Here is a 13,487-nt window from a genome sequence, read left to right as displayed (position 1 = left end):
CCCGCTCACCACTGACTCCCCCTGTCGTCCCTCGGCCCCGACAGCACGTCGGCCGCCGCGTGCTGGTAGCGCAGCACGGCCTGCTCGGCGGCCCGCAGGTCGCACGGGGCGCTCCACAGCATCCGGCGGGCCGCGTCGTACCGCTCGACCAGCAGCGGGTCCTCCGCCGCGCCGAGCCGGGCCACCTTCGCCTTGTACGCGTCGAGCCGGCCGCGCAGCTCGGCGCGGACGGCCAGCGGCGCGGTCACCGCGGTCAACGACTCGCGGGCGCGCAGCAGTTCGTCCTCCGCCTCCTGCTCCAGGGCGTCCAGGAGCGGGGAGAGCCGGTGCCACTGCGCGTGCCTGCGGTACTCGGCCGCCGCGACCAGGCGTTCCTGCAGGGCCGTCGGCGGCCCGCTGACGGCCGGCACCTCCGAGGCGGCGATCTTCGCGAGGACCTCGCCGCGGGCGGCGCGGGCCTCCGCGAGCGTGCGGTCGGCCCGGGACAGCACGTCCCGCAGCCGCAGCAGCCGGTCCTCCGAGTCCTGCCGGACCTGGAGCACCGCCTCGATCTCCCGCCGGATGTCCTCCAGGGCCCGGGCCGCCCGGTCGTACCGCCCGGTGTCCGGTCGGCCCCCGCCGGGGGCCGAACTGCCCGCCGCGGGCTGCCAGAAGGCCAGCGGGTCGGAGACGACCTGGGAGCGCAGCTCGGTCAGCTCGGCCGTGATCGACTCCAGCTCGTCGCCGGCCGGGTGCTCCCCGGGCCGCACCCCGACGGAGTGGGCGAGGGACCGGGTGCGGCCCAGCTCGGCGGCGAGCAGGTCTATCCGCGCGGGCAGCGCCGACCAGACGGCGTCGGCGGTGACCACCACGTCGAGCGAGGCCGCGTACAGCTCGTTCATCCGCTGCACCAGCTGTTCGAGGGTGAACCGCTCGGACAGCACGGCCTGTTCCCGCGCCCCGCCGGAGACGTGCACGCTCTCGCCGCGCAGCCGGTCGGTCAGCTCGGCGAGCTCCTCCCGGCCGGGCCAGCGGCGTCGCGCGCGCACCTCACGGGCGTCGTGCAGGGCGGCGGTGTACGCGTCGAAGTACGTCCAGAGCAGGGTGATCGTGCGCTCGGTGGACTGCCAGCGGTCCCGGGTCGTCCCGGTCAGCTCGGCGCCTTCGAGGAGTCTGCGTCCGGCGTGGTCCTGGAGGGCGAGGAGCGAGTCCTCGACCGCCTTGTGCTCCGCGCCGAGCCGCGCCAGCGCACGGTCCACCTCGTCCCGGTCCATTACCGGACCAGGGGGTCCCGTGACGCCCATCGATCACCTCTCGCTCTACTTGTACTTGGGTGCGGGCGGCCCGGCTATGCCGGGCAGGTCGTCCTTGAGCCATGTGTCGTACGCCGCCTGCCAGGGGCCCTGGCGGTAGCGCACGAGGACCTGGTTGACCCGGCGCACCAGGTCGTCGTCGCCGAGCCGCGCGGCCACTCCGTAGTACTCGGTGGTGAAGGGCTTCCCCTTGAGCTCGACGGCCGGGTCCTGGGCGGCCTGGCCCGCGGCCAGCGCGTTGTCCGTGAGGACCGCGTCGACCTCGCCCATCTGCAGCCGGGCCAGGCAGTCCAGCTGGTTGGGGACGGTCAGCTGGTCCGGGTCGTCCTTGGTGCCGTCGCCGACGTCCTTGAAGACCGCGCCGAACGACTTCTCCTCCAGGGCCTCGTAGGCCGTGGAGCCCTCGGCGGTGCACACCCGCTTGCCGCTGAGCGAGGCGTCGTAGCCGGTGATCTCCGAGTCCTTGGGGGCGAGGATCTGCTGCCCGACCTGGAAGTAGGCGGTGGAGAAGGCGACCTGCTGGATGCGCTTGCAGTTGATGGTCATCGTGCGGACCACGAGGTCGACCTTGCGGCTCTCCAGGGCGGCGATCCGCTGGTTGGTCGGGATGGTGCGGAAGACGATGGCGTCCTCGCTGCCGAGGATGTCCTTGGCGATGGCCCGGGCCAGGTCGATGTCGAAGCCGACGAGCCGGCCGGGGGTCGTGGTCTTGCGGCCGTCCACCATCTCCGTGGTGGCGGGCGTGCGGTAGCCCCAGCGGTAGCTGTTCTGGTCGACGCCCACGATCAGCTTGCCGCGCTTCTTGATGGCGCTCACGGCGGGGCCGTCGACCCCGGACGGTGTCAGCGAGGCCTCCGGGCTCTCGCAGCTCGCCGTGGTCTCGGTGCTCTCCGCCCTGACCTGCACCCCGCGCCCCACGCCCGGCCCGGTGACCGTGGCCGACGGGGCGGCCTCGGGGTTGGCGTGCGGCAGCGACAGCAGGGCCGCGGAGGCGGTCAGCGCGCAGGCCACGGCCATGGCCGCGACCCCGCCCCAGCCGCGCAGGCGTCCGGCGGTGCGGCCCGCCGGGCTCGTGTGCTCGACGCCGTCCGGCATTCCGCCCCCTCTCACCGGTACTCCGACAGTCTGCGGTTGACCCCCGTCACGGCGCACGCCGCGCCGAGCACGCCGAGCACGGCCGCGCCCAGCGGCAGCCCGGTCAGTGCGTCCCGGCCGCCCTCGGCGGCCCGGGTGAACTCGTCCTGCTCGTGCCCGAGGGCCCGGCCGAGGGCCGCGTCGACCTGGTCGAAGGACTGGCCGGTCGACCCGGTGGGGTCGATGATCCCCTTCATGGCGCCGTCGAAGTCGCCCGCGTCGTCCTTCTCCCGGGCCCGGGCGTGCCGTTCGCGCCACTCGCCGGTGCGGGCGGCCGCCTCGGTGAGCGGGCCGCGGCCCTCCTCGTCGTCGGCGAGCCGGGTCGCCGCGTCGAGGGCGGCGGTCAGGGCGGCCACGCTCTGCGTGTAGTCCGCCTCGTACTTGTCGCGCTTGCCGTCCTCGGTGAGGACGGCGCCGCGCGCCACCACCGTCAGGTTCTCGCTGGCGCGGGCCTTCAGGGAGCTGATCCGGGCCTCGTTGAGCACCTGGAGCGAGTCCTGTCCGTGCGCCCGGGCGTCGTCGAGCCCCGCGCGGGCGAGGCCCTGACCGGCGAGCAGCCACATCAGGGCGACCACGCAGGCGGCGGTCGCGCCGAGCAGCCCGCGGTTGAACACCCGGTTGGTCCTCGCGTAGGTGTGGCGCTGGGCCCAGACCAGCACGCCGAGCGCGAGCACGCCGAGTGCGAGCGACAGGAACGGCCAGACGCGGGCCGCGTCGTCGTCCTCGTGCAGTCGCCGGGTCTCCGCCGCGTACAGGCGCTCGGCGGCGGGCAGCAGCTCCTGGGCCATCGTCTGGTTCGCGTAGCGCAGATAGGCGCCGCCGAGCGGCAGGCCCTGCCGGTTGGCCGCGCGGGCGCGCTCGACCAGGCCCGTGTAGCGGGGCAGGTGCTCGCTGAGCGTGGCGAGTTCGCGGGCCGAGTCGCCGGCGGCGTCCGTGCTGGCGGCGGCCTTCACCAGGAGCCGGGAGGCGGTGGTGACGTCGTCCGCGTACCGCTTGCGGATCTGCTCGGACTCCTGCGGCCCGGCGAGGAACCCGCTCGCGGCGGTGGCGTCCGCGTCGGCGAGCGAGCGGTAGATGTCGGCGGCGTCCGCGCTCAGCGGCTGGCTGCGGCCCACCACGTCGTCCGCGTAGGAGGCCCGGTCGGCGACCTCGAAGGCCGTGACGGCCCCGAAGGCGACGACGAGCAGCGCGAGGACGGCGCCGAGGACACGCAGCCGGCCGGGCTCCGTCGTGGCGGCACGGCGCAGCAGCTCGCGGCCCTGCGCCCAGGCGCCGGGCGCGGCGGGCGGCGGGACCTCGGCCGGGAGGCCGGGCCCCGCCTGCGCGGGCAGGCCGGAACCCGGCCGCGCGGGCGCGCTCGTGGTGCCCCGCGCCGCCGAGGCGGCGGGCGCGTTCGGCGGGTGTGTCACGTGACCTCCCCCTCGGTCTGAGACGTCGACCTGTCCTGCCGGTCGGGCGGCGGACTACCCGGCCAGCAGTATGGCCGCAGCGACTCGCCCGCACACCGGGATTGACTCGATCTTGTTCCTATCGTGCCCCATGCCCGCGGAGCTTCCGCGGGCGAACCCCCCTTCACATCTCCCTCACTTTGAATACGTCGCCCGGCCGGAAACGGTTCCTTCTCGAACGTCGCTCGTGCGGGTGAACACGCGTGCGGGGCGCCCCGTGAAGGAACGCCCCGCACCCGCATACGCCCGTCAGGCCCCGTAGTGCTCCCGCAGCCGCGCCGCCGCCCCGGGCCCCGCGCCCACGGCGTCCAGGGCGAGCAGCCCCGCGCCGAGCACCGGCGGGGCGGTCACCACGCCGATCACCGCCTTCGGGGCCTTCACGGCCAGCAGTCCGGCGATCCGGGCGTCGAGCCGCGGATGGCGCGCCGCCAGCACACTGCCGCCCAGCATCACCGGCGCCGCCTCGTCGAGCAGCCCGAGCCGGTCGAGCGCGACCGAGGCGAGCGCCACCACCTCGTCGGCCAGCCGGTCCACCAGGGCCCCGGCGACCGGATCGCCCTCCGCGCTCGTACGGAAGAGCACCGGCGTGAGCTCGTGCTTCCGCTCCAGCGGGATGCGCCCCAGGTGCAGCGCCTCGATCAGCGCGTACATCGTCGGCAGACCGAAGTGCCCGGGCAGGGTGCGGGCGAGCGCGGTCGGCTCGCCCCGCCCGTCCTCGGCGCGCGCGGCGAACCACAGGGCCTCGTCGGCGAGCCCGCCGCCCCCGCCCCAGTCGCCGGAGATCTTCCCGATCGCCGGGAACCGGGCGGTGCGCCCGTCCGGCAGCATGCCGACGCAGTTGATCCCCGCCCCGCACACCACGGCCACGCCCCGCGGCTCGTCGATGCCGGCCCGCAGTATCGCGAAGGTGTCGTTGTGCACCCGGACCGAGCGGCTCCAGCCGCGCGCCTCCAGGGCCGCCTTCAACTCCGCCTCCTCCACCGGCAGGTCGGCGTTGGCGAGACAGGCGTCGACATGTGCGAACTCCGGCGCCGTGCCGGCCTCGGCGCAGGCCCGCCCCACGATCTCCGCGAGCGCGTCCAGCGCCGTCCCCACGCCCACCACCGGCGGCTGGAACCCGCCGCCGCGCGCCGCGCCGAGGACGCTGCCGTCCCGGGCGAGGACCGCGACGTCGGTCTTGCTGTTGCCGGCGTCGACCGCCAGCAGTGTCCCGTTCAGGCCCACGCCAGGTGCTCCCGGTTGTGCGCGATCAGCCGGTCGGTGAGCGCCTCGGCGTACTCGAACTGCCCGACCAGCGGGTGCGCGAGCAGCGCCTTGAACACCCGGTCGCGCCCGCCCCTGAGCGCCGCGTCGAGCGCCAGGTCCTCGTAGGCGGTGACGTGCGCGATCAGGCCGGCGTACAGCGGGTCGAGCCGCGGCACCGCCAGCGGCCTGGCACCTCCGGCGCCCACCGCGGCCTGCACCTCGATCACGGCGTCGTCCGGCAGGAACGGCAGCGTGCCGTTGTTGTACGTGTTGACCACCTGGTACGGCGACCCTCCGCCGCCCAGCAGCGAGGCCGCGAGGTCCACGGCCGCCTCCGAGTAGAAGGCGCCGCCGCGCTTGCCGAGCAGCGCCGGCTTCTCGTCGAGCGCGGGGTCCCCGTACATCTCCAGGAGCTGCTTCTCCATCGCGGCGACCTCGGCCGCCCGCGAGGGCTTGCTGCCGAGCTCCCGGACGACGGCGTCGTGCGCGTAGAAGTAGCGCAGGTAGTACGAGGGGACGACGCCGAGCCGGTCGACGAGGGACCGCTCCACGCGCAGGTCCGCGGCGATGGCCTCGCCGTGCTCGGCGAGCAGCCGCGGCAGCACGTCCTCGCCCTCGGGGCCCCCGAGCCGCACCCCGGTCTCCCAGGTCAGGTGGTTGAGGCCGACATGGTCCAGGTGGACCTCGGCGGGGGAGACGTCCAGCAGCGCGGCGAACCGCCGCTGGAAGCCGATCGCCACGTTGCACAGGCCGACCGCCTTGTGCCCCGCCTGGAGCAGGGCCCGGGTGACGATGCCGACCGGGTTGGTGAAGTCGATGATCCAGGCGTCGGGGTTGGCGCGGCGCACCCGCTCGGCGATGTCCAGGACCACGGGGACCGTGCGCAGCGCCTTGGCGAGCCCGCCGGCGCCGGTGGTCTCCTGGCCGACGCAGCCGCACTCCAGCGGCCAGGTCTCGTCCTGCTCGCGCGCCGCCTGTCCGCCGACGCGCAGCTGGAGCAGCACGGCGTCGGCGCCCTCGACGCCGGCGTCGAGGTCCGAGGTGGTGACGATCCGCCCTTCGTGGCCCTGCTTGGCGAAGATCCGCCGGGCGAGGCCGCCGACGAGGTCGAGCCGTTCGGCGGCGGGGTCGACGAGGACGAGTTCGGTGATGGGAAGGGTGTCGCGCAAGCGCGCGAACCCGTCGATCAGTTCGGGGGTGTAGGTGGAGCCGCCCCCCACGACAGCGAGCTTCATAACAGTCGGCTAGCCCTTCACTCCGGTCAGTGTGACGCCCTCGACGAACGCCTTCTGGGCGAAGAAGAAGACGAGGATCACGGGGGCCATGACCAGGACGGTCGCGGCCATGGTCAGATTCCAGTCGGTGTGGTGCGCGCCCTTGAAGGACTCCAGGCCGTAGCTCAGGGTCCAGGCCGCCGGGTTCTCGGAGGCGTAGATCTGCGGTCCGAAGTAGTCGTTCCACGCGGCGAAGAACTGGAAGAGCGCGACGGCCGCGATCCCCGGCTTCGCCATCGGCAGCACGACCCTGACGAGGGTGCGCAGTTCGCCGCAGCCGTCCACACGGGCCGCGTCGAGGTACTCGTTCGGGATGGTCAGCAGGAACTGGCGCAGCAGGAAGATGGAGAACGCGTCGCCGAAGGCCATCGGGATGATCAGCGGCCACAGCGTGCCGGACAGGTCCAGCTGCTTGGCCCAGAACAGGTACATCGGGATGATGACGACCTGCGGCGGCAGCATCATCATCGAGATCACCAGGATCAGCGAGAGATTGCGCCCGCGGAAGCGGAACTTGGCGAGCGCGTAGGCCACCGGGACCGAGGACACCACGGTCAGCACGGTGCCGAGGCCCGCGTACAGCAGGGTGTTGCGCCACCACGTGAGGAAGCCCGGCGTCTCGAAGACGCGGACGTAGTTGTCCCACTCCCAGGTGTCCGGGGTGAGGTCGCGGGTGAGCGCCTGCTGGTCGCTCATCAGCGAGGTGAGCAGCACGAAGACGAACGGCAGCACGAAGAAGAGCGCGGCGGCGACGCCGAGCGCGTGCACCGCGATCCAGTGCAGCAGCGCCTTGCGGCGGGCGGTCCGGCGGGCCGGGGTGGGCCCGGCCTCGCGGGTGTCGAGCGCCGTGGGCGGGTCGAGGACCTGGCTCATGGTTCAGTCACCTGCCTGGATCAGGCCGCCGCGGCGGCGCATGAGCAGCCCGGTGAAGACCATGGCCAGCGTGAAGAGGATGAGGGCGATGGCGCAGGCCGCTCCGTAGTCGAAGCGCTGGAAGCCGAGGTTGTAGACGAGTTGCGGCAGGGTCAGCGTGGACTTGTCCGGGTAGCCGGGCTCGAACTGCTGGCCGGAGCCGCCGATGACGCCGGAGGCGACCTTCCCGGCCACCAGCGGCTGGGTGTAGTACTGCATGGCCTGGATGACGCCGGTGACCACGGCGAACATCACGATCGGCGAGATGTTCGGCAGGGTCACGAAGCGGAACCGCTGCAGGGCCGAGGCCCCGTCGAGCTCGGCGGCCTCGTACTGCTCCTTGGGCACGTCGAGCAGCGCGGCCATGAAGATGACCATGAGGTCGCCGACGCCCCAGACCGCGAGCATGGTGAGCGCGGGCTTGGACCAGGCGGCGTCGGTGAACCAGCCGGGGCCGGTGATCCCGACGCCGTCGAGCAGCGAGTTCACCGGGCCGGTGCCGGGGTTGAGCAGGAAGACGAAGGCGAGCGTCGCCGCGACCGGCGGGGCCAGGTACGGCAGGTAGAACAGGGTGCGGAAGACCCCGGCGCCCGTCTTGATCTTGGTGATGAGCAGTCCGACGCCGAGCCCGAAGACGACCCGGCAGGCGACCATCACGACGACCAGCCAGAGGGTGTTGCGCAGGGCGGGCCAGAACATGGGGTAGTCGGCGAAGACGTACGTCCAGTTGTCCAGGCCGTTGAAGGACGGGGCGGCGAAGCCGTCGTAGTCCATGAAGGAGAAGTAGACGGTGGAGACCATCGGGTAGGCGAAGAAGACGCCGAACCCGATCAGCCACGGCGACATGAAGGCCGCCGTCCGAAGCGCCGACCTGCGGCGCTTGGCACGGAGTGAGTTGCTGCTCATCGGGCTACTTCGCCTTGGCGATGTCGGTGTCGATCTGCTGCGCGGTCTTCGCGAGGCCCCCCTTGAGGTCGGTGACCGAGCCCTTCTCGTACTGGAGGGCGAAGTCCTGCAGGGTGTTGAGGTAGGTGGCGCCGTTGACCGCGCCGGCCGGGGTGTTGGACTTCGGGTGCGCGGCGATGTCGAGGAAGGTCTTGAAGCGCGGGTCGAACGTCAGCTTCGGGGACTTCAGGGCCTCGAAGGTGGAGGGGACGTTGCGGATGCCGTTGGCGAAGGAGACGACGGCCTCGGTGTCCGTGGTCATGAACTTGACCAGTTCCCAGGCGGCGTTCTGCTTCCTGCTCTGCGGGGCGATGCCCATGATGGTGCCGGAGAGGAAGCCCTTGCCGTAGTCGGCGGCCTGCGCGTCGGGGACGGGCATCGGGGCGACGCCGATGTCGAAGGGCACCTTGGCGTCGCTCGCCATGCCGAGCCGCCACTCGCCGTCCAGCTGCATGGCGACCTGGCCGGTGTGGAAGGGGTGCTTGGCGCCCCACTCGTCGCCGAAGGTGGTGCGGTACTTCTCCAGCTTCGCGTAGCCGCCGAGCTCGTCGACCATCTTCTTCTGGACGGTCATCATCTCGGCGACGGCGGGGTCGGTGCCGACGGTCGACTTGCCGCTGGCGTCGAAGTAGGAGGGGCCCCAGCTGCCCAGGTAGTGCTCGGTGGTGGTCTCGTAGCCGTGGTAGTTCGGCATGAAGCCGAGCTGCTCGTAGGAGTCGCCCTTGGTCTTGGTGAGGGCCTTCGCGTAGGAGAGCAGCTCGGAGTAGGTCTTCGGGGGCTTCTCGGGGTCGAGGCCGGCGGCCTTGAACGCGGTCTTGTTGTAGTAGAGGCCGTAGGCGTCGGTGAGCAGCGGCATGGCGCAGCGCTTGCCGTCGAACTGGGTGTAGTCGAGCAGGGTCTTCGGGATGAGCTTGCCGAGGTCCAGCTTGGACTTCTCGATGAAGGGCTTCAGATCGGCGAAGGCGCCGGAGGAGCAGAACTTGCCGACGTTGGACGTCGTGAACGAGGAGACGACGTCGGGGCCCTTCGAACCGCCCGTGCGCAGCGCCTGGTTGAGCTTGTCGTCGTTGATGTTGCCGACGACCTCGACCTTGATGTTGGGGTGGGCCTTCTCGAAGCGGGCGATGTTGTCGTTGATCGCCTTCACCTCGGAGGGCGCCGACCAGCCGTGCCAGAAGGTGATCGTCGTCTGGGCGTTGGGGTCGTCGTCGGCGCCGTTGGCCGCCGAGCCGGTACAGGCGGAGGCGAAGAGGGCTATGGAGGCGGTGGCGGCGAACGTGGCGACGAGCCGGCGCGGGCGTGCGGGCATGGCGAGTTCTCCCTGGAGCGGGCGGGCGGTTGAGGGGGCTTGGGGGCTTGGGGCTTCGGCGGACGGAGGGGGCTAGCGCGTGGTGTCGAAGACCTCGTCCCGGGTGGTGGCGAGGGCGGATTCGAGCGCCCCGCGCAGGACGGCGGCCGGTGTGACGGTGGCGAGGACGAGCCGGGGCCGGGCGGCGGCGAGGTCGGCGAGCTGCGCCTGGACGCGGGCGCGCAGCGGCTCGCCGCCGGCGGTGATCGCCTCGCCGGACAGCACCAGGAGCTCGGGGTCGAGCACGGCGACGACGGAGGCGAGGCCGGTGGCGAGGCGCTCGGCGTAGCCGTCGAGGAGCCCGGCGTAGCGCTCGTCCTCGGTGTGGTGGGCGGCGGCGTGCGCGAGCAGCTTGGCGGCGGTCTCCACGTACGGCTGCTCGCGGGTGTCGATGCCGAGGGCCTTGGCGAGCCGGGGGATCGACTGGACGCCGGCGAGCTCCTGGAAGCCGCCGGAGTTGGCCTTGGCGACCTGTCGTACGAGCGGGGTGCCGGGCACGGGCAGGAAGCCGACCTCGCCGGCGCCGCCGGTGAAGCCGCGGTGCAGCCGCCCGCCGAGGACGAGGGCGGCGCCGACGCCGGTCTCGTTCCACAGCAGCACGAAGTCCTCGTGGCCGCGGGCGGCGCCGAGCCGCTGCTCGGCGATGGCGACGAGGTTGACGTCGTTCTCGTACTCGAAGGGCATGGGCAGGGCGACGGCCAGCTCCTCCAGCAGGGTGGGGGAGTGCCAGCCGGGCAGGTGGGAGGCGTACCGCAGCCTCCCGGTGGCCGGGTCGAAGGCGCCCGGGGTGCCGATGACGAGACGGTGTACGTCCCCGAGGGCGAGCCCGGCGGCCCGGACGGCGCCGTCGAGGGCGTCGACGACCTGCCGGACCACGTCGTGGGCGGCCCGCCCGGGGGTGGCCAGTTCGAACGTGCCGACCACCTCGCCGGTGACGTCGGCGACGGCCGCGCGGATCCGCTCCGGGGTGACGTCGAGCCCGGCGGCGTGCGCGGCCCGCGGGTTCACCGCGTACAGCTGCGCGTTGGGCCCGGGCCGCCCCTCGGTCGTCCCGGTCGCGACGACGAGCCCGGCCGCCTCGAGCCGCGCGAGCAGCTGCGAGGCGGTCGGCTTGGACAGGCCGGTGAGCTTGCCGATCCGGGTCCGCGAGAGGGGCCCGTGCTCCAGGAGCAGATCGAGCGCGGCCCGGTCGTTCATGGCGCGCAGCACGCGCGGGGTACCGGGGGTTCCGGGGGGCGTTCCGGCCACGACGCTCTCCACCTGCCTGGGTGCACTGTTAGGAAAGTTTCCTATTGGGTTGGGAGGAAGGTAAGACCCAGGTCACGCGGGCGTCAAGAGGTCGGGCGGGTCAGGCCGGGAGGAGGCCGAGCTGACGCAGCTGGCCGAGCACGTCGACGACCCCCCGGAGCTCGACGATCCGCCCGCCCGCGAAGCGGAAGACGAAGATCTCGTCGTAGCGCACGCTCCTCCCGGTGGCCGGGACCCCGCGGTACTCGCCCAGGTGGGTCCCGGTCACCGTGTTCCGGGACACGACCGTGTCCCCTTCCGCGACCGTCTCCTCGACCACGACCCGGATGTCGGGAAACGCGCGCAGCAGCGCCTCCCACACCCGCTTGAGGGCTTCCACGCCCGTGCCGCCCATCGGTACGGGCGCGTGGAAGACCAGATCCGGCGCCACGAACCGGTCGATGGCCCCGGCGACGACCGCCGGATCGCCGCTGTCCACGGCACGGTGGAACCGCTCCAGCAACGCCCTGTTCCCGGCGGCCTCGTCCGATACCCGGTCCGCCGCACGGTCCGTTGCCCGTTCCACTGCCTCGCCTGCCGACATGGCCCTCTCCTCTGCTCTCCGTTGCTTTCCGTTGCTTTCCGTTCGGGACGGTCTCCCGGAGGTGCGACGGCGCGGCGGCCGGAAACGTGACATGCCGGGGACACGGCAAAGGGCGCCCCGCCGGCCGGGCGGGGCGCCCCTCGTGGACGTGGGGCCGGCTACTTGGTCAGATCCGGCCTCGGCAGCGGGGTCGCCGCCGCCGACTGCGGGGAGGTCGGGGAGGCGAAGGCGGACGGGGGCGCCATCGAGGCCGACGGGTCGGCCGGGGTGTCCTCCGCCTGGGCCGGGAGGGCGCCGCCGACGATACGGATGCCCGCCGCGTCCATGGCGCGCTTGATGCGCCAGCGCAGCTCCCGCTCCACGCCCAGCTTCTTGCCCGGCATCGTCTTCGCCGAGACGCGGATCGTCATCGAGTCGAGCAGCACCTCGCTCAGGCCCAGGACCTCCACCGGGCCCCACAGGCGCTCGTTCCAGGGCTCTTCCTTCGACATGGCCTCCGCGGCCTCGGCGATCACCGCCGACACCCGGTCCAGGTCCTCCGTCGAGCGGACCGTCACGTCCACGCCGGCCGTGGCCCAGCCCTGGCTGAGGTTGCCGATGCGCTTGATCTCGCCGTTGCGGACGTACCAGATCTCGCCGTCGACCCCGCGCAGCTTCGTCACCCGCAGGCCCACCTCGATCACCTCGCCGGAGGCGACCCCCGCGTCGACCGAGTCACCGACGCCGTACTGGTCCTCCAGGATCATGAAGACGCCGGAGAGGAAGTCCGTCACCAGGTTCCGCGCGCCGAAACCGATCGCCACACCGGCCACACCCGCCGAGGCGAGCAGCGGGGCCAGATCGATCTGGAAGGCGCCCAGGATCATCAGGCCGGCCGTGCCCAGGATGAGGAAGGAGGCGACCGAGCGCAGCACCGAGCCGATGGCCTCCGAGCGCTGGCGCCGCCGCTCCGCGTTGACCAGCAGCCCGCCGAGCGCGGTGCCCTCCACCGCCTGCGCCGAGCGGTTCATCCGCTCTATCAGCTTCGTCAGGGCCCGCCGGATCAGCATCCGCAGGGTCAGCGCCACGACCAGGATCAGCACGATCCGCAGACCCGTGTTCAGCCAGGTGGACCAGTTCTGCTCCACCCAGCCGGCGGCGTTCGTCGCCGTCTCGGCTGCCTCGTCCAGCGTCACCGGAACGGTCTGCGGGTCGTCGGCGGTCGGCAGGGCGGACCAGAGCACGAGGGGCCTCCAGGCAGGTGCGGGCAATCCATCCACACTAACGGGGGACACGGTGTGCCCCGGTCGGCGTGTGCACAGGGAAAGACGGGCCACGGCCGGGGAAGACTCCCGCCCACCCGCCGATGTGGTCGAGAACACCCCAGGCCCGTTACCGCCACGTGGTGGCGCTCCGACCAGGCAGGAGGAGAGACTGAGAGCAGTTTCGTCCCGGCGCGAGCCACGCGCCGCCGGCGTCATAGGAGGCATCCGTGCCGCACGTTCTGGTCCTCAACGCGTCGTACGAGCCGCTCGGCGTCGTACCGCTCCGCCGCGCGCTCGTCCTCGTCCTGGAGAACAAGGCACTCTGCCTCGAGGAGTCCGGCGCCTTCCTGCACAGCGAGAGCCGTGTCATCGCCGCACCCAGCGTGGTGCGCCTCAAACGGTTCGTCCGGGTCCCCTACCGGGGGCCCGTCCCCTTGACCCGCAGAGCGCTCTTCGCCCGCGACGGCGGGCGCTGCATGTACTGCGGTGGCGTCGCAACCAGCGTCGACCACGTCATTCCGCGCAGCCGCGGGGGGACGCACGCCTGGGAGAACGTCGTGGCGGCCTGCCGCCGCTGCAACCACGTCAAAGCCGACCGGCACCTGCGCGAGCTGGGCTGGCGGCTACGCCATCAACCCGCCCCGCCGACCGGACTCGCCTGGCGGATCATCGGGACCGGCCACCGCGACCCGCGGTGGCTGCCCTACCTCCAGCCGTACGGCGCGGACGACGCGCTGGCCCGGATCGACTCGGCCGTCTCCACCCCGCAGGGGGTCGTGACGACGACGAGTTGAGCCGGGCCTTTCGCGTTCCG

At 72.7% G+C, this 13,487-nt stretch carries 12 protein-coding genes; 1 reads left to right on the top strand and 11 read right to left on the bottom strand.

The genetic code is table 11. The features are described 5' to 3' along the window. Positions 1–5: 5 nt before the first annotated feature. From ACH414_RS05965 to ACH414_RS05915, 11 genes are all read right to left on the bottom strand, one after another. The gene (locus ACH414_RS05965; RefSeq protein ID WP_386564339.1) at positions 6–1,283 is read right to left on the bottom strand and encodes a hypothetical protein; all 1,278 of its coding nucleotides are present in this window, start codon (positions 1,281–1,283) and stop codon (positions 6–8) included. A 15-nt stretch (positions 1,284–1,298) separates the two neighbouring features. Further along, positions 1,299–2,387 carry a transporter substrate-binding domain-containing protein gene (locus ACH414_RS05960; RefSeq protein WP_382535271.1) on the bottom strand — a complete coding sequence of 363 codons (1,089 nt, stop codon included), beginning with the start codon at positions 2,385–2,387 and terminating at the stop codon, positions 1,299–1,301. 11 nt (positions 2,388–2,398) lie between these two features. Next, positions 2,399–3,835 (bottom strand): hypothetical protein, encoded by a 1,437-nt coding sequence (locus ACH414_RS05955; RefSeq protein ID WP_398940879.1) that lies wholly within the window; start codon positions 3,833–3,835, stop codon positions 2,399–2,401. 288 nt (positions 3,836–4,123) lie between these two features. Beyond that, on the bottom strand, positions 4,124–5,098 hold the full coding sequence (locus tag ACH414_RS05950; RefSeq protein ID WP_382535265.1) for an N-acetylglucosamine kinase: 975 nt from the start codon (positions 5,096–5,098) through the stop codon (positions 4,124–4,126). Beyond that, the gene (locus ACH414_RS05945; RefSeq protein WP_382535262.1) at positions 5,089–6,354 is read right to left on the bottom strand and encodes a 6-phospho-beta-glucosidase; all 1,266 of its coding nucleotides are present in this window, start codon (positions 6,352–6,354) and stop codon (positions 5,089–5,091) included. The genes ACH414_RS05950 and ACH414_RS05945 overlap by 10 nt, the downstream gene beginning before the upstream one ends. A 9-nt stretch (positions 6,355–6,363) precedes the next feature. Beyond that, positions 6,364–7,266, bottom strand: a complete 903-nt coding sequence (locus tag ACH414_RS05940; protein ID WP_382535260.1) for a carbohydrate ABC transporter permease — start codon at positions 7,264–7,266, stop codon at positions 6,364–6,366. A gap of 3 nt (positions 7,267–7,269) precedes the next feature. Next, positions 7,270–8,211 (bottom strand): carbohydrate ABC transporter permease, encoded by a 942-nt coding sequence (locus ACH414_RS05935; RefSeq protein ID WP_382535257.1) that lies wholly within the window; start codon positions 8,209–8,211, stop codon positions 7,270–7,272. A gap of 4 nt (positions 8,212–8,215) precedes the next feature. Then, positions 8,216–9,559 (bottom strand): ABC transporter substrate-binding protein, encoded by a 1,344-nt coding sequence (locus tag ACH414_RS05930; RefSeq protein WP_382535255.1) that lies wholly within the window; start codon positions 9,557–9,559, stop codon positions 8,216–8,218. A gap of 72 nt (positions 9,560–9,631) precedes the next feature. Continuing rightward, positions 9,632–10,846, bottom strand: coding sequence for an ROK family transcriptional regulator (locus ACH414_RS05925; RefSeq protein ID WP_382535252.1), 1,215 nt, complete (start codon positions 10,844–10,846; stop codon positions 9,632–9,634). 100 nt (positions 10,847–10,946) lie between these two features. Further along, on the bottom strand, positions 10,947–11,429 hold the full coding sequence (locus ACH414_RS05920; RefSeq protein ID WP_398940875.1) for an ester cyclase: 483 nt from the start codon (positions 11,427–11,429) through the stop codon (positions 10,947–10,949). A 158-nt stretch (positions 11,430–11,587) separates the two neighbouring features. Then, positions 11,588–12,652 (bottom strand): mechanosensitive ion channel domain-containing protein, encoded by a 1,065-nt coding sequence (locus ACH414_RS05915; RefSeq protein WP_382535247.1) that lies wholly within the window; start codon positions 12,650–12,652, stop codon positions 11,588–11,590. A 248-nt stretch (positions 12,653–12,900) separates the two neighbouring features. Between ACH414_RS05915 and ACH414_RS05910 the strand changes: the two genes are divergently transcribed. After that, complete coding sequence (locus tag ACH414_RS05910; RefSeq protein WP_382535244.1) at positions 12,901–13,467, top strand: HNH endonuclease; 567 nt, start codon at positions 12,901–12,903, stop codon at positions 13,465–13,467. The last annotated feature ends 20 nt before the right edge of the window (positions 13,468–13,487 follow it).

Source organism: Streptomyces sp. NPDC020422 (genome assembly GCF_044386705.1).
GTDB lineage: Bacteria > Actinomycetota > Actinomycetes > Streptomycetales > Streptomycetaceae > Streptomyces.
This window is presented reverse-complemented; position numbering and strand designations above follow the sequence as displayed.

What these genes read in the sequence shown, in the direction of transcription:
- ACH414_RS05920 (WP_398940875.1), bottom strand. Translation starts at nt 11,429, where the DNA reads ATGTCGGCAGGCGAGGCAGTGGAACGGGCAACGGACCGTGCGGCGGAC.
- ACH414_RS05940 (WP_382535260.1), bottom strand. Translation starts at nt 7,266, where the DNA reads ATGAGCCAGGTCCTCGACCCGCCCACGGCGCTCGACACCCGCGAGGCC.
- ACH414_RS05945 (WP_382535262.1), bottom strand. Translation starts at nt 6,354, where the DNA reads ATGAAGCTCGCTGTCGTGGGGGGCGGCTCCACCTACACCCCCGAACTG.
- ACH414_RS05960 (WP_382535271.1), bottom strand. Translation starts at nt 2,387, where the DNA reads ATGCCGGACGGCGTCGAGCACACGAGCCCGGCGGGCCGCACCGCCGGA.
- ACH414_RS05930 (WP_382535255.1), bottom strand. Translation starts at nt 9,559, where the DNA reads ATGCCCGCACGCCCGCGCCGGCTCGTCGCCACGTTCGCCGCCACCGCC.
- ACH414_RS05935 (WP_382535257.1), bottom strand. Translation starts at nt 8,211, where the DNA reads ATGAGCAGCAACTCACTCCGTGCCAAGCGCCGCAGGTCGGCGCTTCGG.
- ACH414_RS05965 (WP_386564339.1), bottom strand. Translation starts at nt 1,283, where the DNA reads ATGGGCGTCACGGGACCCCCTGGTCCGGTAATGGACCGGGACGAGGTG.